This is a genomic window from Haloferax sp. S1W (assembly GCF_044593955.1).
Lineage (GTDB): Archaea > Halobacteriota > Halobacteria > Halobacteriales > Haloferacaceae > Haloferax.
In genome coordinates this window covers 2,101,339-2,120,578 of sequence record NZ_CP172595.1, presented here as the reverse complement: position 1 = coordinate 2,120,578, position 19,240 = coordinate 2,101,339, and the positions used below count along the sequence as shown (strand labels likewise).

General features: G+C 64.5%; 19 protein-coding genes. 10 read left to right on the top strand and 9 right to left on the bottom strand.

From position 1 onward, the window contains the following. The first annotated feature begins 40 nt into the window (after nt 1-40). Complete coding sequence (locus tag ACH9L7_RS11165; protein WP_396610782.1) at nt 41-1,123, top strand: geranylgeranyl reductase family protein; 1,083 nt, start codon at nt 41-43, stop codon at nt 1,121-1,123. Nucleotides 1,124-1,157: 34 nt separating this feature from the next. On the opposite strand, the gene ACH9L7_RS11160 is transcribed toward ACH9L7_RS11165, so the two are convergent. Both ACH9L7_RS11160 and ACH9L7_RS11155 read right to left on the bottom strand, forming a co-directional pair. Next, nucleotides 1,158-2,252 (bottom strand): aminomethyltransferase family protein, encoded by a 1,095-nt coding sequence (locus ACH9L7_RS11160; RefSeq protein ID WP_396610781.1) that lies wholly within the window; start codon nt 2,250-2,252, stop codon nt 1,158-1,160. Between the two features lie 128 nt (nt 2,253-2,380). Next, a complete protein-coding gene (locus tag ACH9L7_RS11155) occupies nt 2,381-2,680 on the bottom strand; it encodes a DUF6432 family protein (RefSeq protein WP_396610780.1) in 300 nt (99 codons plus the stop codon). 104 nt (nt 2,681-2,784) lie between these two features. Here ACH9L7_RS11155 and ACH9L7_RS11150 point away from each other — a divergent pair, with 104 nt between their 5' ends. Next, entirely contained in the window at nt 2,785-3,735 is a 951-nt protein-coding gene (locus tag ACH9L7_RS11150; protein ID WP_396610779.1) for a hypothetical protein, read from the top strand. 71 nt (nt 3,736-3,806) lie between these two features. After that, on the top strand, nt 3,807-4,187 hold the full coding sequence (locus tag ACH9L7_RS11145; RefSeq protein ID WP_396610778.1) for a DUF5611 family protein: 381 nt from the start codon (nt 3,807-3,809) through the stop codon (nt 4,185-4,187). Nucleotides 4,188-4,268: 81 nt separating this feature from the next. Here the strand turns inward: ACH9L7_RS11145 and ACH9L7_RS11140 are convergent, their stop codons facing one another. Further along, nucleotides 4,269-5,009: an SDR family NAD(P)-dependent oxidoreductase gene (locus tag ACH9L7_RS11140; protein ID WP_396610777.1), complete on the bottom strand. Its 741-nt coding sequence runs from the start codon at nt 5,007-5,009 to the stop codon at nt 4,269-4,271. Between the two features lie 174 nt (nt 5,010-5,183). Between ACH9L7_RS11140 and ACH9L7_RS11135 the strand changes: the two genes are divergently transcribed. From ACH9L7_RS11135 to ACH9L7_RS11120, 4 genes are all read left to right on the top strand, one after another. Next, nucleotides 5,184-5,642, top strand: coding sequence for a universal stress protein (locus ACH9L7_RS11135; protein WP_396610776.1), 459 nt, complete (start codon nt 5,184-5,186; stop codon nt 5,640-5,642). A gap of 192 nt (nt 5,643-5,834) precedes the next feature. After that, entirely contained in the window at nt 5,835-6,803 is a 969-nt protein-coding gene (locus ACH9L7_RS11130) for an ROK family protein (RefSeq protein ID WP_396610775.1), read from the top strand. A 497-nt stretch (nt 6,804-7,300) separates the two neighbouring features. After that, nucleotides 7,301-8,794 (top strand): LVIVD repeat-containing protein, encoded by a 1,494-nt coding sequence (locus ACH9L7_RS11125; RefSeq protein WP_396610774.1) that lies wholly within the window; start codon nt 7,301-7,303, stop codon nt 8,792-8,794. 133 nt (nt 8,795-8,927) lie between these two features. Next, entirely contained in the window at nt 8,928-9,260 is a 333-nt protein-coding gene (locus tag ACH9L7_RS11120; protein WP_396610773.1) for a NifU family protein, read from the top strand. A gap of 165 nt (nt 9,261-9,425) precedes the next feature. Here ACH9L7_RS11120 and ACH9L7_RS11115 read toward each other — a convergent pair whose 3' ends face one another. Next, nucleotides 9,426-10,832 (bottom strand): DUF402 domain-containing protein, encoded by a 1,407-nt coding sequence (locus tag ACH9L7_RS11115; RefSeq protein WP_396610772.1) that lies wholly within the window; start codon nt 10,830-10,832, stop codon nt 9,426-9,428. After that, on the bottom strand, nt 10,829-11,203 hold the full coding sequence (locus tag ACH9L7_RS11110; RefSeq protein ID WP_396610771.1) for a hypothetical protein: 375 nt from the start codon (nt 11,201-11,203) through the stop codon (nt 10,829-10,831). Before ACH9L7_RS11110 ends, ACH9L7_RS11115 begins: the two co-directional genes overlap by 4 nt. 100 nt (nt 11,204-11,303) lie before the next feature. On the opposite strand from ACH9L7_RS11110, the gene ACH9L7_RS11105 reads away from it, so the two are divergent. Continuing rightward, the gene (locus ACH9L7_RS11105; RefSeq protein WP_396610770.1) at nt 11,304-12,344 is read left to right on the top strand and encodes a PrsW family intramembrane metalloprotease; all 1,041 of its coding nucleotides are present in this window, start codon (nt 11,304-11,306) and stop codon (nt 12,342-12,344) included. A gap of 15 nt (nt 12,345-12,359) precedes the next feature. Here ACH9L7_RS11105 and ACH9L7_RS11100 read toward each other — a convergent pair whose 3' ends face one another. Further along, a complete protein-coding gene (locus ACH9L7_RS11100) occupies nt 12,360-12,971 on the bottom strand; it encodes a riboflavin synthase (protein WP_396610769.1) in 612 nt (203 codons plus the stop codon). A 115-nt stretch (nt 12,972-13,086) separates the two neighbouring features. Between ACH9L7_RS11100 and ACH9L7_RS11095 the strand changes: the two genes are divergently transcribed. Then, entirely contained in the window at nt 13,087-13,893 is an 807-nt protein-coding gene (locus ACH9L7_RS11095; RefSeq protein WP_396610768.1) for a DUF502 domain-containing protein, read from the top strand. 9 nt (nt 13,894-13,902) lie between these two features. On the opposite strand, the gene ACH9L7_RS11090 is transcribed toward ACH9L7_RS11095, so the two are convergent. Then, entirely contained in the window at nt 13,903-15,723 is a 1,821-nt protein-coding gene (locus tag ACH9L7_RS11090; protein WP_396610767.1) for an SLC13 family permease, read from the bottom strand. Between the two features lie 121 nt (nt 15,724-15,844). On the opposite strand from ACH9L7_RS11090, the gene ACH9L7_RS11085 reads away from it, so the two are divergent. Beyond that, on the top strand, nt 15,845-16,084 hold the full coding sequence (locus ACH9L7_RS11085) for a hypothetical protein (RefSeq protein WP_396610766.1): 240 nt from the start codon (nt 15,845-15,847) through the stop codon (nt 16,082-16,084). 47 nt (nt 16,085-16,131) lie between these two features. On the opposite strand, the gene ACH9L7_RS11080 is transcribed toward ACH9L7_RS11085, so the two are convergent. Continuing rightward, entirely contained in the window at nt 16,132-17,232 is a 1,101-nt protein-coding gene (locus tag ACH9L7_RS11080) for a M24 family metallopeptidase (protein ID WP_396610765.1), read from the bottom strand. Between the two features lie 6 nt (nt 17,233-17,238). Next, a complete protein-coding gene (locus ACH9L7_RS11075; RefSeq protein WP_396610764.1) occupies nt 17,239-19,089 on the bottom strand; it encodes a UvrD-helicase domain-containing protein in 1,851 nt (616 codons plus the stop codon). Between the last annotated feature and the right edge of the window lie 151 nt (nt 19,090-19,240).

Genomic DNA, 19,240 nt, shown 5'->3' with positions numbered 1-19,240 from the left:
AAGCGAGAAGATTCTTGCCGCGGCAGTTCCACGCCCGACTATGTACGATTTCGCCGTGGTCGGCGTTGGTCCCGCTGGCGCGCGGTTTGCCCGCCGTGCCGCCGAGTCGGGGTACGACGTCCTCGCGCTGGAGAAAGGCGAGGTGGGGACGCCGCTCGCGTGCTCGGGCCACGTCAGCACCGATATCTGGGACTACGTCCCCGACGACGCGCGCGACCACCTCTTTCAGAACCGCATCTATGGAGCCGACTTCCACGTTGGTGGTCCGAACTCGAAGGCCTACCCCTTCTACAAACAGACGGAAGTCTCGAACGTCATCGACCGCGTCGAACTCGACCGGACGCTCGCCGACTGCGCCCGTGAGGCCGGTGCGGACGTGCGCGAGGGCCACACCGTCACCAGCATCGACGAACTCGACGACCGGGTTCGACTGACCGCGAGCGTCGCTGGCGAGGCCGGGACGGTCACGTTCGAGGCGAAGATGGTCGCCGGATGCGACGGTCCAACCTCGCGCGTCCGCCGCTCGCTGGACCTCCCCGAACCGACCGAAACCCTCCACGGCGTCCTCGCGTTCGACCCCGACCCGGACGACGGCGACTTCGTGGACGTACACCTCACCGTCCCTCGATTCTTCGCGTGGCGCATCCCTCGCGGTGACGCGGGCGTCGAGTACGGACTCGCCGCTCCGCCGGGCGCTGAAGTCACCGAGATGTTCAACGCGCTCACGAATACCTACGACGTAGAGACCGAACACTTCTGTTCGGGCGCGATTCCTATCGGCCCGCCGGAGCAGACGACGACCGACCGCGCGTTCCTCATCGGCGACGCGGCCGCCCAGACCAAACCATTCACCGGCGGCGGCATCCTCTACGGGATGACCGCGGCGGACCACGCCGCCGATGCCATCGACCCCGACGAACCGGCGACCCTCGCCGACTACGAGGAGGCGTGGCGCGACACGCTCTCAACGGAGATTCGACTCGGCCACCTCGTTCGGAAGTGCTACTCGTTCCCCGAGTGGCTCCAGCACGTCGGTCTCCGAACGCTGTCTGGCGAAATCGGCGTCCACATGGACAAGCCGAGTTCGTTCTTCTCGCGGGAACACCTGAAGAAACTGTTCTGAGGCGACCCGGGCCGCGGGTCGCTCACGTCGTCGGTTACGACTCTGGATAGGTCGGAATCCGAAGCGACCGAGCGCCGCCTTCTACGAACGGAAGCGTCTCACGGGTTGCCGCCACGCGCTCGCTATCAACCTTGACCGTCAGGTCGTCGGTGTCGAGGCCGTACTCGACGAGTGCGAAGCCGATTGGCTCCTCGCGCATCGGACTCTCGACGGCGCGAGTCACCTCGCCGACGCTGTCGTTCCCGGCGAACACCTCGGCACCCGACTCGGGGAGGCCTTCGGCGCTGAAGCCGACGAGACGACGCGAGGGTTGGCCGCGGTTTTCGACCTTCGAGACGACCTCTTGGCCGACGAAACAGCCCTTGTCGAAGTCGACTGCGTTGCGGACGCCGACGACGTTCGGGACGCGCCCGCGGAGTTCCGTCTCGAAAAGCGGGGTGCCCGCCTCGGCGGTAAGCGTGTCCCACGCTTCGTAGCCGACTGGGATTGCGGGGTTGCCGTAGTGCAAGAGGGCCTCGAACACGTCTTCTGCGTCCTTCGCGCGGCAGATGATGTCGTAGCCCTCCTCGCCGGTCGGGTTGTCGGAGGCGACGACTGTCACGCCGAACTCACCGCCGATAGACCCGCGGACGAACGTGAGTTCGGGTTCGGGCGCGCCCGCGTTTGCGAGGACGCTCGCCACCTTCTCTGTCGCCATCGCGCCGTGGACGCCGAAGACGCCGAACTCGTCGGAGGCGTCGCGGATGCGGACGCGCTGGAGGAAGGTCTTCGAGCGCCACTCCTCGACGAGGGGTTCGGCGCGGTCCGGCGGGGTAAACAAAAGTAGACGCTCGCCAGCGTTGTAGATGTACATCTCCGACTCGATACGTCCGTCGGGGTCGAGAAGCAGCGCGTAGGTCCCCTGACCGTCTTCGGTCGGGACAGTGTTCGTGACGGCGTTGTCGACGTACTCGATTCGGTCGTCGCCTTCGACGACGACGACGCCGTAGCCGTGTTCGATGACGCCGACGCCGTTTCGGACTGCGCGATGTGTCCGCTCGGGGCGGCCGTAGTGGCGCACGACTTCGACGCCGCCGCGTGTCTCGAACGTCGCACCGTGGGCTTCGTGAATCGAAGCGACGAGTGTCATTACACCCCCGTTTGGCGTCTGTGGGTAAAACAGTCACACTCTGCGGTCGGGGACCAAGCGTACTCTACAGTCGGAGAGTCGCCGCCGCGATGGTCACCGGGTGCGCCCCACCCGTGGGACGAGCAAAATTAGAGGCCAAATCGCTGGCGGACGCGGTCAAGTAGCGATTCATCGGCTTCGACGTTCTCGCCAGGGTCGGGAACCACCCGGTCGTCCGGGTGGATGAGAACACCCTGTTGGTCTTCTTCCACCACGATGAGGTTTTCCGACTTCAGCGCCGACAGCGCGTCTTCGATGGTGTCGATGTCGGAGTCGACGGCGGCCCGGAGTTCGAACACCGTCATCCCATCTTCGTGGCGGTCGACGAGTGCGTCGAGCACCGCGACTTCAATGTCGCGGCGGTTCCGAAACTCCCGCCTCGCTCTCATAGTCGGTACATCGCCCGCATGAGGTTTACCTGTACCGCCCGTCTGACGGGCGTCCGACGAACAGGAGGTACCTTTTTGTTCCCGAACACCCGAATGCTCGCGTAATGGGACTTACTTGCCGTCTTCTCGGGCATTCCTACGGAGAGCCCGAGACGGAACGGGAGCGTGAGGAGCGAGGCGACGAGGTGGTCGTCTCGATTCGGGAGGTACAGGTGTGCTCGCGGTGCGGAGACGAACAGGTAATCAGTGAGAACAAGGAAGTGACGGCGATTCGGACGCCCGAGGAGGTTGGCATGACGGAGGCCGAAGTCGAGACTGCCGCGGCAGGATTCGAACCGGCGACCCCCGAGCCGACCACTGCCGCCGACGACTCGCCGATAGAGACTGCGCCCGACCCGGAGACGGAAGCACAGACCGAGGCAGAACCAGAACCGAAACCGGAACCAGAACCGGCACAGTCCGCGTCTGCGACGTCGGAGGAGACGGCCGAGGAACGCAACGACCAGTTGAACGAACCGCCAGTCACCGACGACGCAATCATCCTCGACGATGATGACGACGAGGCGGGCCGCGACCGGACGCAGTGGCCCGACGAAGTCGACGAGATGGACACCGAAGACCCCGTGCCCGAGTCGACAGACGACGACGCGGAGTTCATCGACGCCGATGCCGCTGCCACGGGGCAGCGCGAGTCGAGTTCCGCCGAGAGGCAGACCCGCGAACGTGGCGCGTGGCCCCAGCAGGAGGGCGAAGACCACGGATGGGACGCCCAACCTGACGACGGCGAACCGATGTCCGTCTCCTTCAGCGGCGGACTGCGCCCCGAAGCGAACGGGTCTGTCGCTCCCAACTCGAACGACGAGTTCGTCGAAGCGTCAGACGACGAGTTTGTCCGCGCCGAAGAGTCGAACCTCGGGAGTGAGACGCCCGACGAGGCCGTCGAGTACTACTGTCCGAACTGCGGGCACTCCCGCGGCGCGTCGGCGTCGTCGATGCGCGCGGGCGACATCTGCCCCGAGTGCCGGAAGGGATACATCGCCGAGCGGCAGGCCTGACCCCCGTCACGTCATCGCAGGCGTCGCAGAGTCACGAAACAGGTAAACCATCGCCTATCGAAAGAGCGCCCATGAAGGAATACAAGATGCGTCGTGGGGAGACGCTCGAAGAGCGGATCCCTGACATGGAAGCGACTGTCGAGGACTACTTCGGCCCCATCACCGGGACCGAGGACTACAAGGGAAGCGACCTCTACGTGGTCGGCGAACCGAAGAATCCCGTGTTCCAGCGCGTCGTCGTCGGCGCGGTCGAGTACAGCGGGAAGAAGGACCGACTCGCAGTCAACTTCGAGGAAGCCGACCCGACCGAACTCGGGCCGGAGGACCTCGAATCGGCCGGTGAGGCCGTCAGCGCCAAGAACGAATTCCTTCTCGAAGCGACGGGTCGCGACGCCAAGTCGCGCCGTGACTCGATGAAGCGCGCCGTCGAAGACGACGCCCCGGATTACTAATCCACGCAGACTGCGATTCGATTTCTCTCACCAATCACTTCCACAGCGGCAGCACCCGCGATGTGCGCGCGACGACCAGATTCAGAGTCGTTCGGGGAGCCACCCGCCGTCGACTTCGATGTTCTCGCCGCTCACGTAGTCCGATTCGGGGTGCAGGAAGAACAGCGCCGCCTGCGCGATGTCGTCGGTCGAGGCCCACCGGCCGCGGGGCGCTTCGTCGGGGAATTTGTCGGAGGTCTCGACGACATACGGGGAGACAGCGTTGACGGTGATGCCGTCGTCTGTGGTGTCGGATGCGAGCATCCGCGTGAACATCAGGACGCCCGTCTTCGCGACGAAGTACGGGAAGTTGACGGGGTAGACGAGCGCCTTTTCGCTTCCGGCGTAGCCGATATTCACGATTCGACCGAATCCGGCGTCGCGCATCGGCCCGAGCGCGCGCTTCGAACAGAGGTACGTCCCGTAGAAGTTCGTCTCGACGACCGTCTGCCACGTCTCGAAGTCGATGTCTTCCCAGTGTCGCGGCGCGAACGCCCCGACGTTGTTGACGAGCGCGGTGACTGGCCCGAGGTCTGACTCGACGGCGCCGAAGAGCGCGTCCACGTCGTCGGGGTCGGTCACGTCTCCGGAGACAGTCGTCGCCTCGGAGGCACCGCGTTCGAGGGCTTCTTCCATCGTTGCCGCCGCTTCCGCCTCGCTCGTGTTGTAGTGGACGGCCACTGCTGCACCCGCGTCGGCAGTCGCAAGCAGGAGGTCGCGACCGACGCCTTTCGCGCTACCAGTCACCAGCACGACGTGGTCCGAGAGGTCGACAGAGAGCATACCTCGAAGACGGCGTCGGGGACCAAAGTCACACCGACCAAAGAAAGATACATAATGCTAGCAAACAACACACCCACAACGAGCAACAGCGAGCGTCAACGATTCAGAAATCTTATTTCGATTTTGAGTAAATTCTCCGGCACGGTTAAGTGTCGCGGGAGCAAATCTAGTGGTATGGCTATCGAAACTGTCCTCGTCGCTGTCGGTGCGGGAGACACCGACCGACTCGACCGACTCGCAGAGGAGACAATCGACATCGCTGGTCCGACCGGCGCAAGCGTCGTCATCGGCCACGTCTTCACGAAAAGCGAGTACAACGACGCACTGGATAACCTCGACTTCGACGTAACGGCCGAGGAAGTCTCGGCTGACGACGTTGCACGTCGGCACGCGACGGTACGGGAAATCGTCAAGAAACTCGACGAAGCGGACATCAACTACGAAATTCGAGGCGAAATCGGCGACTATGCCGACGAACTCGTTGACCTCGCAACGGAAGTCGACGCCGACCGACTCCTCGTCGGCGGCCGCAAGCGTTCGCCCGCGGGGAAGGCCGTCTTCGGCAGCCTCGCACAGGAAGTCATGCTCGAAGCGCCGTGTCCGGTGACGTTCGTTCGCGCCGACATGAAGTGACGCGCTGAAGACGACAGCGTTCACTGTGTTTTCGAAACCGGGTGTGACGTGTCGCGGCCCCCTCCGTGTGTCACACTTTCACATCGCACGGCACGACCCCGTCGTATTCGACGTGTTAACCGCTACCTAAGGGCGAGTAAATCTGCATAGAATCCCGCTTAGTTAAGTGCCGTGCCGAACCCTATGAGGACAATGGCGTACTACGTGGGCGTCGACTTGGGCGCGACGAACGTCCGTGCGGTCGTCGCCGACGGCGAGGGAACCGTTCTCGGTCAGGCGCGCGACCGGACTCCGCGCGGTCCGACCGGCATCGCAGTCACCGAGGTGGTTCTCGGCGTCGTCCGTGAGGCGTGTGGTGAAGCAGGTATCGACCCGGACGAGGTAGTCGCGGCCGGCATCGGCGCGATTGGCCCGCTCGACTTGGCGGAAGGTGCGGTCGAGAACCCGGCGAACCTGCCCGATACTATCGACCGAATCCCGCTGACGGGGCCGATTTCGGTCCTGCTCGACACGGACGAAGTGTACCTCCACAACGACACGAACGCTGGCGTCATCGGCGAGCGGTTCCACTCGGACCGCAACCCCGACGACATGGTCTATCTCACCATCTCCTCGGGTATCGGCGCGGGTGTCTGTGTTGACGGGCACGTGCTCGACGGGTGGGACGGCAACGCCGGTGAAGTCGGCCACATGACGCTCGACCCCAATGGATTCATGACGTGTGGCTGTGGCCACAACGGCCACTGGGAAGGATACTGTTCCGGGAACAATATCCCGAAATACGCGCTCGAACTGCACGAAGAAGACCCGGTCGAAACGTCGCTTCCGATAGAAGACCCCGACTTTTCTGCGGTGGATGTGTACGAACACGCTGGTGACGACGACTTCGCAACCCACGTCGTCAAGCAGGTGGCGCACTGGAACGCGATGGGCGTCGCGAACATCGTCCACGCGTACGCGCCTCTCATCATCTACGTCGGCGGCGCGGTAGCACTCAACAACCCGGAACTCGTGTTGGACCCGATTCGCGAGCAGATGAGCGAGATGGTCATGTCGAACATCCCCGAGATTCAGCTTACGACGCTGGGTGACGAGGTTGTGGTGGAGGGAGCACTCGCAAGTGCGATGACCGCCGGAACTGGGGACCGCTCGCGGCTGTAAGGCCGCGAACTCTCGCCGGTGGCAGCGCTGCCGGAACCGTGGACTTCTCGGACTCTAGCACAGCACACCCCAGAGTCGCAGCGTCGAGAACGACTGAAACCATTGTTCTACCGGGGCCTGTTCCGATGCAGTCTATCGATACCCCCGGTCTGTGCTCTGTCAGACTATTATCTCGATTGATATTCTCGGGTACAGGCTTATATCCCCCGTCTGAAAAATGGAATATGTGCACCCGTCACCGCCGTCAGACGCGGTGCGTCAGTCGATGGCCCCGTTCCCATCGTCGACGACGGTGCACGGGCGTTCCACCGGAAGCAAGGAACGGGACTCGGTCGGCACTCTCCCCCCACCACCACTGCCGGCCGCCCGACACTGACAGGGGTCTCCCACCACCCACCCACCCACCCACCTCTGTCCGGTGTCATCGTTTTCACGCACCGCAAACCGGAGAGCGCTGCGTCCGTCCGACTTTTCACCGCGCCGAACGAGAGGACCGTGTGGACCGCCGTCACTTCCTCCAGTTGACCGGCGGTGCCCTCCTCGCGGGTACCGCCGGACCGACCCGCCGCGCCGCCGCCCACCCGGGTCCCTTCGAACCGCTCGGCAGCGTCGATATCGAAGGTGCGAAAGAGGCCGTCCTCTCGGCCGACGGCAAAACAGCCTTCGTGGCCGCGACGACTGGCTACGCCACCGTCGATATCTCGACGCCCGATAGGCCGACACTCCTCGCGGAGCGACGAGACCGGCTCTCCGACCGCGAGGACGGCCCGCTTCGCGGTATCTTCGACGTAAAACGCGACGGCGACACGCTGCTCGTCGTCGGCCCGGCGAACCCGATTCCGGGCGCTCCGTCGGGCGTCCTCGTCGTGGACGTGTCGGACCCGAGCGACCCTGTAGAGCGGGCGTTCTACGAGACGGACTTCCCCATCCACAACTGCTTCGCGGCCGACGGGCGGGCGTATCTCACGGCCAACGACGGTGAGAAGAACCCGCTTGTCGTCCTCGACATCGATACCGGGGACGAACTCGGCCGGTGGTCGCTCGTCTCGGAAGACAGCCTGTGGGCCGAGGTTGGGTCGTCGGTCCGAGCAATCCACGACCTGTGGGTCCACGACGACGTGGTGTTCATCGCCCACTGGGACGCCGGAACGTGGATTGTCGATGTCTCGGACCCGACGGCCCCGACGACCATCGGTGCCATCTCGCCCGGAAATCCTGAGGACCTCGTTGGACTCTCCGGCCGACAGCGTCGCTTGGCGGGCCGAACACCGCCGGGAAACCACCATTACGTCGCCACCGACGACTCGGGTACGCTCCTCGGCATCGGCATCGAGTCGTGGGCGGTCGAAGTCGAACGCACCGAGACGACAGGGCAGGATAACGGGACGACCACCCCAACGACCGAACTCGTCGGCGGCCCGGGTGGCGTCGAACTGTGGGATATTTCGGACCTGACGACCCCGACGCGTCTCTCGACTATCGACCCACCTGCCAGTCCCGACCCGACGCAGGGTGGCGTCTGGACGACGGCACACAACTTCGACTTCCACGACGGCCGTCTCTACACGTCGTGGTACCGCGGCGGCGTGAAACGCCACGACGTGTCGGACCCGAGTGACCCAGTGGAACTCGCGTGGTGGCGCGACCCCGAACGGACGAACTTCTGGACTGCGCAGTACGCCTACCCCTTCGCCGACGAGGGCGTCTTCGCCGCGTCGAGTTGGGGATTCGGGGATGTACCGGGCGCGCTCTACACGTTCCCTGACCACGCAGGCGAGCAACTCAACCCGCCGACGCTCGGTCCCGAGACGACGACCGAATCACTCGTCAACACCCCGACTGGAACACCGACGCCGACACACGGGAGTTCGCCACAGACCGAGACACCAACCTCGACTACCGACATCCCCGGATTTGGTCTGGGTGTCGGTGCCGCGGCGCTCGGGGGCGCTGGCCTGTGGTATCGGCGTCACTCCCGCCGCGAGGACTGAGTCAATCCAGAACGTCTGATTCAATCCCCAACGACTGAATCTATCACGAACGACCGCGACAGCCTTTCTCTCACCCGGCTGTGCGTCGGGAGAACCGTTCCATTCTAATCCGTGGGATTCGAAGTCTCGGGATATGAGCGACGAGTCGGAGACTCTCAAAGAGCGCGTCGAGACGTGGATGGTTGGCCAGATGCCCATCATTCAGATGCACGGCGGCAACAGCGTCGTGCGAAAGGCCGACCCGGAGACGGGCGAGGTCGTCGTCGAACTGGGCGGGGCCTGCGCCGGGTGCGGCATCTCCAACATCACCGCGCAGAACATCCAGTCCGACCTCATCATGACGTTCGACGAGATTCAGGACGTGCAGGTCAAAGTCCCCAGTTCGGGCGACCACGGCAGCAGCACCGTCGAAGGCGGCCGTGGCGGCGACATCCAGTACGGGGACGAAGGCCCCGGTCACTTCTAATCCACTTTTTTACGGTTCGGGGTCGCGTAGCGACCCACTCACCGTAAAAACCTGGAGGAAAAAGCCGCCCCTCGATTCGCTCAGGTCGGCTCAGAGTCAAACCGCGGCGGCTACGTGAGTTCACCGATGAGGTTGGGTACCCAATCGTGTGCTGACGGGGGTGCCCTACTCCGACAACGCCGACTCCAGACTCGACGCCACCGACCGCGCTTTCTCGGCCAGTTCTTCTGAGATGTAACCGGTTTCGACCGCCTCGTCGAGTTCGTCGTCGTCGACGCGCTCGACGGTTCCGTCGGCGTGTTTCACCACGTCGACGTGCAGGTCTACGTAGCGAATCTGGTCGGGGAAGCACTCGACGGGCGTGCAGATGTTGACGTAAGTCCCTTTGACCTCGCCCGCTGTGTCGCGGTAGGTCGTCGGATACCACCAGCGTCCCTCGCGGAACTTCGTCACGGCAACGTCGCCCGATTCCCGGGGAATCTCGAGCGCGTCGTAGCTTCCGCCGCCGGTCATCTGGCGTCGAACCTCGATGGTTCCCTCGGGGTCGCGCTCTGTGACCTCGCCGGACCCGAGCGTGATGAGGCGGCCATCGGGCTTTCCGTGGCCGATGCCGATTTCATCGCCTTCGAGGGGGCCGAACTGGGCTGTCACCACGTCGAATGGGAACTCACCGTTTTCGACGCCGTTGCAGAGGGCCTCCGCGAGGTCCACACCGGCGGAGGCCGACGAGGAGGCGGCCTTGGTTCGGTGGTGGCCTGCCATCGTCGTCGCCACTGCTCGTCGGTGGTCGTCGAGTTCGAAGCGCGTCTCACGGCCGAACCAGACCCACGTGGTCGCCGACGGGGCGACGACGGCGCGGGGTGCATCGATTGGCTCGTCGAGGACGGCGTCGAGTTCGGCGGCGATATCGGCCGCCCGGTCGAGTGCGTCGTTCAGCGCGCCCATGTCGGCATCGACGGCGTCGCGGTGCCAGCGAATCCCCCATCCCTCGGGTGGGTCGCCGCCGAGGAGGTCGGTCATCCCGGCGAGTTCGCGGGCGGCCGCCTCGTCGCGGGTGTCGACGCGGACGCCCTCCGAGTCGGGGTCGAGGGTTGCGAGACCTGCGATGGCGCGAACCTCGCCGGTCAGGTCGTGTCGGCGGTCACGCCACGGCGCGAAAGATTCCGAGACCTGTACGCGGACTTCGTCGCCGACTTCGACGCGGCCGTCGATGTCGCCGTAGGAGAGATAGCCCTCCGTGTCGCCGAGGTCGCAGACGGCACCGCCACCGAGCGTTTCGGTCACGCGGGCGTCGAATATCGCACCCGTCGGCGCGGGGTCGTCCCACGCAAAGGTGTCGATACCGAGGTCCGACAGGAGGTCGGTCGCTTCGGCGACGGCGTCAGGTGTTCCGCTCACGCCGACGCCCTGTCGGTCGGTGGTCGTCTCGACCGCAACGTCGTGGTCTGCGGCGTCGAACTCGGCGTCGAACCGCTCTCGAATCGGGCCGGACGCCTGCACCACGTCGTGGCCGGTTTCGAGGAACAACCGGGTCAACGCGGTGGTGTAGATGCCGCGGACGCGGACCTTCATAGGTCGTCGTCGTCGCGGGCGAACTTCACGCGCCCGTCGATAGTCGGCCCGAGGGTGAGTTCGACCACGTCCTCCGAGAGGATACGGCCGCCCTCGATGGGCACACCCCAGGAGTCGAACTTGAGGTAGCCGCGGAGTTCTGCGCCGTGGGTGTAGAGGTCGACGTGGTCGACGGTGTGTTCTTGCACGTCGCTGGCGCTGTGGGCCATCTCCATATTCGAGTAAAACGTTCCGCCGTCGCCGAAGAACTGCGCGAGTTGCTCGGCGTCGTCTTCGACGGCGTCGCTCACGAGGTCAGAGGCCGCCCGAAGGTCGTCAGTGTCGAGGCCTACCTCGCGGAGCGCCGCCTGTTCGCGGGGGTCGAAGTGCATATCCGGCCGTTCGTCCTACGGGTTTTTAACCTCACTCGGTCGGGCGCGGTGTCCCCATGGGGCGAAGCTATTACCCGACGGGAGACCGTTCTGAGTGACAATGGACAGGAGCCGAGACCCAGTCGAACGTGCGGCGAACGATTCGACCGACCTCTACGACATCGCGACGTGGGAAGAGCGAACGTCGGTCGATGGGTTGGCGGTCGCGCTCTACCGTCTGTTGGTCGCCTCGACCCGCGCGACGGTGATACTCACCGCGCTCCTCATTCTGGTCGGTATCGGCGGCCTCTCCGCCATCACTGACCCGCAGATAGGGGCGCTCACGCTCTTGTCGGCGCTCCCTGCCCTTGGGCTGGCCGCGTACGTCTACTACAGCGACGTGACCCGGAGCGAACCTATCTCGATGCTGGTCGTGACGTTTCTCCTCGGCGTCCTCACCGCGACGTTCGCGGCCGTCGCCAACTCGCTTTTGAGTGAGTTCGGCCAGACCATCGCCCGCGACTTCCAACTCTCGGTCGGGTTCCTCGGCTCGGTTATCTTCTTTTATCTCGTCGTCGGGCCGGTCGAAGAGACGGTGAAGTTGCTCGCGGTCAGACTGTACGCCTACACCCACAGTAGCTTCTCGGCCGTCGTCGACGGCGCAGTCTACGGCGCGATGGCCGGTCTCGGGTTCGCAACCATCGAAAACGCGCTGTATATCACGCGCAATCTCTCGTCGTCGGGACTCGACCTCGGGGCTGGCGGCGTGGGTATCATCGGCGCTGGCAGCACCATCACGGCCGTCCGCGCCCTCGCGGGACCGGGGCACGTCATCTACTCCGCCATTGCCGGGTACTACCTCGGCCTCGCCAAGTTCAACAAGCAGAACGCTGGCCCCATCGTCATCAAGGGCCTCATCCTCGCGTCGCTGGTCCACGCGACGTACAACTCGACGGTCGGTATCGGTGCGAGCATCATCGCGTCGCTGACGGGATTCGGCACGCTCGTGTCGTTTCTCGTCTACGTCATCATCTACGACGGGGTCTTCGGACTCTACCTCGTCGGGAAGATTCGGCGGTACGCCCGCGCGTACCACCGGGCGAACGGCCCCGGTCCGGGCGAGTCGGCGTTCGCATCCGAGACGACCGAGTTCGAAGATTAATCCCCGAAACGGGCGTTATTCGGCGAGCAACTGTTCTGCATAGCCTTCGAGCATCGATTCGACGTACTTGGCGACGACGTCCACTTCGACGTGGACTGGGTCGCCGACTTCCTTCTCCGAGAGCGTCGTCAGGTCGTAGGTCGTCGGGATGATGGCGATGGCGAACGAGTCGTCGCGGCGGTCGGCGACGGTGAGGCTGATACCGTCGAGACAGACAGACCCCTTCTGGACGACGTACTGCGAGAGCGATTCGGGCAGGTCGAACTCGAAGAACCAGTCGTCGCCGACCTGCTCGATATTCGTGACCGTGGTCGTCCCATCGACGTGTCCCTGTACGAGGTGGCCGTCGAACCGGGCGTCGGCAGCGAGCGCGCGTTCGAGGTTGACGCTGTCGCCTTCCTCGACCGTGCCGAGGTAGGTCTTTTCGACGGTCTCTGCGGCGAGGAACACGTCGAACCACTCGTCGCCGAACTCCTCGACGGTGAGACAGACGCCGGAGACGGCGATAGACTGGCCGTGGTGGAGGTCGTCGAACGCAACGTCGGTTCGGATGCGGAGGCGTCGGCCACCCTCGGCGTCCGTCACGCCGACGATTTCGCCGGACCCTTCCACGATGCCGGTGAACATACCACCGGCTTCGGGTGGTGGGATTTAATCCCTATCGTTTCTGTTCTCCATCACGTTTCCGTGACGGGTCACACTGTCCCATATCATTTTGTCGCCGTCGCCCCCACAAACCGGTATGGGCGTCTGGGCTCGACTTCAGAGTAGTTTCGTCACAGGTCTCGTACTCGTCACACCGCTCGCGGTCACGGTGTTCGTCTTACAGTTCGCCTTCAATCGAATCACGACGACGATTCGCCCGGTCGTTCGGCAGGTTAATCCGGTTCTCTCGGACGTACTGGCGTACTCCGGAGATATCGTCCTCATCTCACAGATTCTCTCGGCGCTCGTCATCGCCGCCACCATCACGTTCGTCGGCTATCTCACGTCGGTGAGCCTCGGTCAGCGACTCTTCGGCAGTTTCGAGCGCGGGGTTCGGCTGCTTCCGCTCGTCCGGACCATCTACTTCGGCGTCCGGCAGGTGTCGGAGTCGCTCACTGAACCCACGGCCGGATACGACCGTGTCGTCCTCCTCGAATACCCCCGGAAGGGCCTCTATTCGCTCGGGTTCGTCACGAACGACGCCCCCTCGTCGGTGACGACCGAGATGGGAGAAAAGTTACTCACCGTATTCGTTCCTCACAGTCCCAACCCGACCGCAGGGGCGCTCATCATCGTCTCACCCGACGATATTCAGGAACTCGACATGCCCGTCCGTCGGGGCCTTCGGCTCCTTGTCACGACGGGCCTGAGCGTCGACGACCCCGAGACGCTGCCGTCGGGACCGGCAGCGTACTCACCCGAAAACTCGGTGGGGCATTCGTCTGAGCAGTCGGCGGCATCCTCGCCGAAAAATTCGGCGGAGGGTTCGTCTGGGGGTCTGGAGCGTTCGTCCGGGGATTCGGAGCGTTCGTCCGACAACCCGAAGTCGGAGTCGACGGAGTGAGGCCCCGCCTCAGATTCCCCACAGGAGGTCGATGCCGAACGTCGTCACGGCGGCGAGCAGGAATTGGAGCGGCGCACCGACCCGAAGATAGTCGGTAAAGCGGTAGCCGCCCGGCCCGTAGACCATCAGGTTCGTCTGGTAGCCTATCGGTGTCATGAAGGCCGTACTCCCCGCGAACGTGACAGCGATGGCGAATCCAAACGGATCTGCGCCGAGTCGGAACGCCGTGTCGATAGCGACGGGAATAATGAGGACGACGCTTGCGACGGGCGTGATGACGTTCGACAGCAATCCGGTCAGGATGTAGAACAACGCGAGGACGGCCAGTTCCGGGAGCACCGTCGCTGTCACCCCGACGAGTTCGCCGAGCAGGGCGACGCCACCGGTCAGTTGGAGCGCCCGTCCCAGTGGGATGACGCCCGCGAGGAGGAAGATGACGTTCCAACTCACGGCATCGTAGGCTTCGCTCGCCGAAAGCACGTCCATGGCGACCATCACCGCGACGCCGCCGAGTGCGGCCACGGCGATGGGGACAGCACCGATGGCTGCTAAGCCGATGACTGCCGCGACGATGGCGAACGCCCGGAACGCTGTCGGCGAGAGCTGTGTGTCGATGAGTTCCTCGGCCGCCTCGCTCGTGACGACGAAGTCGTCGGACTCCCTCAGATAACGGGCCGTCTCGTCGGTGGTCTGGAGAAGCAGCGAGTCACCGGCCTGAAGCTCCACGTCTCGAAAGTGCTCGCGAACGAGTTCGCCGCCGCGTCGCCGCACCGCGAGGACCGTCGCGTCGTACCGCTCGCGGAGGCGCGCGTCGCCGATGGTCTCACCGATAAGCCCCGACTCGCGAGGGACGACGAGTTCGACGAGCGCGACCCGCTCTGGGCGGTCTAACTCCGCGTCGGTAACGCTCGCCCGCGGGAGAAAGCGCAGGTCGGCGAGTCGGCAGAACTCTCGAATCGTCGCCGGGTCGCCCCGGACCGTGAGGATGTCTCTGCCCTCCACGTCGCGGTCGGAGTCAGTGGCGATGAAGTGTGTCTGCCCCCGCAACACGTCGAGGATGTCCACGTTTAGGTCGCGGTGGGCGTCATCGGCGACTTCCTTCGCGGGCGACCCGACGAGCGGGGAGCGCGAGGGAATCAACACCCGGGCGAGAAACGGCTGGACGCCATAGCTGGCTGTCCGACTCCCCGGCGCGATGCGTTCGGGGATGAGATGCGGTGCGACGGTCAGTAGGTAGATGCCACCCACGACGAGTACGAGAACGCCGAGCGGCGTGAACACGAACATCGAGAACGGTGGTTCGCCCGTGGCAGTCGCGTACGCCTCGCTCGCGACGAGGTTGGTCGCCGTTCCGATGAGGGTGAGCGTCCCGCCGAGCATCGCCGCGTAGGAAAGTGGGATGAGCAGTTTCGACGGCGAGACGGCCGCCTCGTCGGCGAGGTCCGAAACCATCGGGATGAACACCGCGACGACTGGGGCGTTGTTGATGATACCTGCGATGGGACCGGTCAGACCGATGATGGCACCGAGCAGTCGGCTCTCGCTCCCGTGGGCGAATTTCGAGACGGCGTCGCCCAGAAGGCGAATCGCGCCGGTGTTCTGAATGCCCTCGCTGAGGGCGTACATCGCGAGAACCGTGATGGTCGCGGTACTCGAAAACCCCGACAGACCGGTCTGCAAATCGACCTGTGTCCACGGTTCGAGCACCACGAGCGCGACGATGACGCCGATGGCGGTCACGTCCGGCGGGAACGTCTCTGTCACGAAGAGGACCATCGTGACGACCACGAGGGCGAAGACGACGAGCATCCCGAGCGTGACCGCGACCATAGCGTGTGTGGACTCGGAGACCGCTTAATGGTTGCTCGGGTGAGGGGTTTTCCGACCCGCTCGGAAAGCGGGGCACACGGTGTCGCGACACTTTTCTCCGCCCGCGAACTATCGGTGGCTGATGCGACTTGGAATCTTGGAGATGCTCGGTCTGGGGGCGTCGCTCATCTTCGCTATCCCCGTCGGTGTCTTCGGGGTACAACTCCTCACCGACGGCCAGACTGTCTTCGGCGGCGGGATGCTCCTCCTCGCGGTACTCATGGTCGCCCTCCCGCAGTACCTCACGATGCCGCAGGACCTGCCGACGATTGCCGCAGAAAAACTCGTCGGCGGCGCGACGAAGGACCCAGACGACGAGTAAGTCGGGTCGTCGGTGCTGCTACTGTGACCATGCCGGCGCTGCGGCCGTTACTGTGACCACGCCGCCGGGTCGAGACTCGTCGGCGGGTCACCGAGGAACACCGGCCCGTCGTCGTCGATGGCCATCACGTCTGCCAGTTCGATGCGCCCGTTGCCCGGGTCAGAGACGGCCGAGCGCACTCTGATGATGTTCCCAACTGCCAGTTCTGCATCGCCGTCGAGCGGCGGTGCTTCCCGGACCGAGAGACCGATACCGCCGCCAACGTCTCGGGTCACTTCGTCCGTCGGGGAAAAGCCGAACGCGGCGGTTTCGGCGCGAATCTCACTGCCGACGAACGCGGCGTCCGCGCCGGGAGTCCCCTCTACGAGCGCAACGTCGCGGGCGGCGTCGCAGGCGACGTGTGCGCGGCGCTCCCACCCGCCGTCGGCGTCGACGACGAAGGTTCGGGCAAGCGCACCGCGATAGCCGTCGCGGCCCTGTGGCTGAACCGAGACGACGACTGGCTCGCCCGGGTGAAGTACTACTGCGTCACCGGATTCTCCTGCCGTCACCGTCGTCGAACCGGCGGCATCGACGCCCTCGATGGCGAGCGCGACGTTCACCTGTCGGCGGATGCGCTCTGTCGAAAGCGGGGCACCGTCCCAGACGAGCGTCCCATCGTCGTTCGTCGCAGCGGCGAGTATTTCGGCCGCGCGGGCGACGCCGCGCCGAGCGGCCCGCTGGACTGTCTCGATGGCGGCCCGCTCGTCGTCGTCTTTGACTGCGCGCGCCTCGCTGACCACTGGTGTCGAAACGAGGTCGTACCCGGACGATTCGAGGTGCAACGCAGCGTCGTGGGGGAGCGTTCGCGGGGCGAGAACCGTTCCGTCAGCAGCGGCGTCGGCGAGGACTGCCGCTGCGGCCTTCCCCGCGGGCTTGTCGTCGATGCGGACGGAGACGCCCGGTATCTCGGGCGTGTCTATCGTCGACGGGACGCGAAGATGGCTCTCGCCAGCGACGCGGACGTACACCACGTGGGCGTCGAACTCACGGCCGGTCAGGTACCGCACGTTCGCGTCGGGACCGCATCCGACGGAGACGAACCCGAGCGCGTCGTGCTCGTCGATGGCGGCGTCGAGTGCGTCGCCGCCGCGGGGACCGGACAGCACGGTGAATTACGCCTCGGGTTCGGGTGCAGGCGGTTCCTGCGCCTCGTCCACCAGTTTCTGTGCCTCTTCGTCGCGAATCTCGTTGTGGAGCAGGACGCTGATAGGCAGCGTCGGTGCACCGCTGACGAGGTTTTCGAGGAGGACGAGGTGTTCGCGAGCGCGCGACATCCCGACGTAGAAGACGCGGCGTTCGTTGTCGGTGATGAGTGGTACGGGGCTCGTCGCTGACGTGAACTCGTCGATGCCGCGGGATTCGAGTTCTTCTTCGGACACCGAGGCGGCCATCTGCTCGACGACCTTCTCGGTCAGGTCGGTGGCCATGAAGACGTGGTCGGCTTCGCGACCCTTTGCGGAGTGGATGGTGCCGACGCGAACCCGGTTGGGGTCCATGCCCTGGTAGGTGCCTGCGAAGTAGGCGTCGATGGATTTGCGCTGGAAGCTCGTGACCTTCCGAACCATGTCGGAGGCCGCAGCGGTGTCGGGCGCGAAGGGCGCGAAGTTCTTGATCTCCTTCGGCGTGAATTCGAGTTCGGTGATATCTTCGACGCCTGCTTCTTCCTGCCGCTCGTCGATGAGGTCGAACAACTCGTCGCGGTCGTTCGTTCCGAACGCGGAGTCCTGTAGCATGTCGGCGAGGCGGCGCGCCTGCAACCCGTCGACTGGTTCGTCCTCGGCCATCGCCTCGACGGCCCGGACGTACTGCGTCAGGCGGTCGGTCCACATCCGCTGGTCGGTGAGTGTCGAAAACGGAATGCCGGACGGCAGGAACTCATCGATGAACTGGAACATCTGGTAGCGAGCGCGGAACAGCACCATCACGGTGCCGTCGTCCTGCTCGACCGTGTAGCGGACGTTCCGCGCGAGTTCGAGCATCGACGGGTTCTGGACCGCTTCGACCGACCCGCCTTCTTTGCGGGGCTTGAGGTCCTTTTCCTGTCGCTTGTCGATGTGCCGAATCTCCCGGTTGACGACGTTGAGGACGTTCGACGGCAGTCGGTAGGAGTTCGGCAGAATCTCGTCGTTGTCACGCTGGGCATCGAGAAGCAGGTTCGGGTCCGCACCCTGCCACGCGTAGACGACCTGGTCGTCGTCGCCCGCGATGAGGACGCCCTTCATGTGGGGCTTCCACTCCTGGTAGACGTCGTACTGGAGTGTCGTGATGTCCTGGAACTCGTCGATGACGAGGTAGTCGACGTTCGGGACGAGCGCGCGCTGCTTGACGCGTTCGAGCATGTCGGCGAAGCCGACCAGCCCGTTTTCGCCCTTGTAGGCCCGCCACGCACGGATTGCTTCGGGGATGTCGACGCGGTCGTCGTCGGAGGGCCACGTCGGTGTGTACTTGTTCCCCTCCTGTGCGTTGGGGTCGACCTCTGGCGGCAGGCGGACCTCCTCGACGTTCCACTGGAAGGGCACGTCGTACCAGTCAGCAACGTCGCGGCGCGTCCGCTGGAGCCACTGACTCGTCGCGATAACCTTGTTTCCGATAGTCGTCGAGCGGGCGGTCCGGCGACCCGCACCGCCGTACTCGTCTTCGTATTCGATGCCGTACTCCTCGCAGAACTCCTGTTTGTCTTTCTCGCCAACAACGTCGTTGCGCGAGAGACTGAGCAGTTCGTACGCCTTCGCGTGCATCGTCGACACGTTCCCCTTCAGCGACCGCGGGTTGATGTCGAGTCGTTCGGCGAGACGCTCACGGACCTCGGCGGCGGCGGCACGGGTGTACGAGACGACGAGAATGTCGCGAATGGAAACATCGTCTTGTTCGAGAATCTCCTCGACCTTGTTGAGCAAGGCCGTGGTCTTCCCGCTCCCCGGTCCCCCGAACAGGCGAGTGACCGTCACGTCGGATTCGCTCATTGTCCACGTTCACGGCCTTATCTGTGATAAGCAACGTGCTTCCGACGAGGGAGAACGCGGCCGGGGTTTCGGTGTGCCGGGCGTTCGCGAACGGAACATTGGTCAGTTCTGACTGTTCCTGAGAACGAGGTGCTGTGGCTTGGTCAGTCCG

Excerpts from the sequence above, each read along its gene's own strand:
- ACH9L7_RS11165 (WP_396610782.1), top strand. The coding sequence starts at position 41 with ATGTACGATTTCGCCGTGGTCGGCGTTGGTCCCGCTGGCGCGCGGTTT.
- ACH9L7_RS11145 (WP_396610778.1), top strand. The coding sequence starts at position 3,807 with ATGAAGGAATACAAGATGCGTCGTGGGGAGACGCTCGAAGAGCGGATC.
- ACH9L7_RS11075 (WP_396610764.1), bottom strand. The coding sequence starts at position 19,089 with ATGAGCGAATCCGACGTGACGGTCACTCGCCTGTTCGGGGGACCGGGG.
- ACH9L7_RS11120 (WP_396610773.1), top strand. The coding sequence starts at position 8,928 with ATGAGCGACGAGTCGGAGACTCTCAAAGAGCGCGTCGAGACGTGGATG.
- ACH9L7_RS11135 (WP_396610776.1), top strand. The coding sequence starts at position 5,184 with ATGGCTATCGAAACTGTCCTCGTCGCTGTCGGTGCGGGAGACACCGAC.
- ACH9L7_RS11100 (WP_396610769.1), bottom strand. The coding sequence starts at position 12,971 with ATGTTCACCGGCATCGTGGAAGGGTCCGGCGAAATCGTCGGCGTGACG.
- ACH9L7_RS11160 (WP_396610781.1), bottom strand. The coding sequence starts at position 2,252 with ATGACACTCGTCGCTTCGATTCACGAAGCCCACGGTGCGACGTTCGAG.
- ACH9L7_RS11140 (WP_396610777.1), bottom strand. The coding sequence starts at position 5,009 with ATGCTCTCTGTCGACCTCTCGGACCACGTCGTGCTGGTGACTGGTAGC.
- ACH9L7_RS11110 (WP_396610771.1), bottom strand. The coding sequence starts at position 11,203 with ATGCACTTCGACCCCCGCGAACAGGCGGCGCTCCGCGAGGTAGGCCTC.
- ACH9L7_RS11150 (WP_396610779.1), top strand. The coding sequence starts at position 2,785 with ATGGGACTTACTTGCCGTCTTCTCGGGCATTCCTACGGAGAGCCCGAG.
- ACH9L7_RS11115 (WP_396610772.1), bottom strand. The coding sequence starts at position 10,832 with ATGAAGGTCCGCGTCCGCGGCATCTACACCACCGCGTTGACCCGGTTG.
- ACH9L7_RS11085 (WP_396610766.1), top strand. The coding sequence starts at position 15,845 with ATGCGACTTGGAATCTTGGAGATGCTCGGTCTGGGGGCGTCGCTCATC.
- ACH9L7_RS11155 (WP_396610780.1), bottom strand. The coding sequence starts at position 2,680 with ATGAGAGCGAGGCGGGAGTTTCGGAACCGCCGCGACATTGAAGTCGCG.
- ACH9L7_RS11090 (WP_396610767.1), bottom strand. The coding sequence starts at position 15,723 with ATGGTCGCGGTCACGCTCGGGATGCTCGTCGTCTTCGCCCTCGTGGTC.
- ACH9L7_RS11130 (WP_396610775.1), top strand. The coding sequence starts at position 5,835 with ATGGCGTACTACGTGGGCGTCGACTTGGGCGCGACGAACGTCCGTGCG.
- ACH9L7_RS11105 (WP_396610770.1), top strand. The coding sequence starts at position 11,304 with ATGGACAGGAGCCGAGACCCAGTCGAACGTGCGGCGAACGATTCGACC.
- ACH9L7_RS11095 (WP_396610768.1), top strand. The coding sequence starts at position 13,087 with ATGGGCGTCTGGGCTCGACTTCAGAGTAGTTTCGTCACAGGTCTCGTA.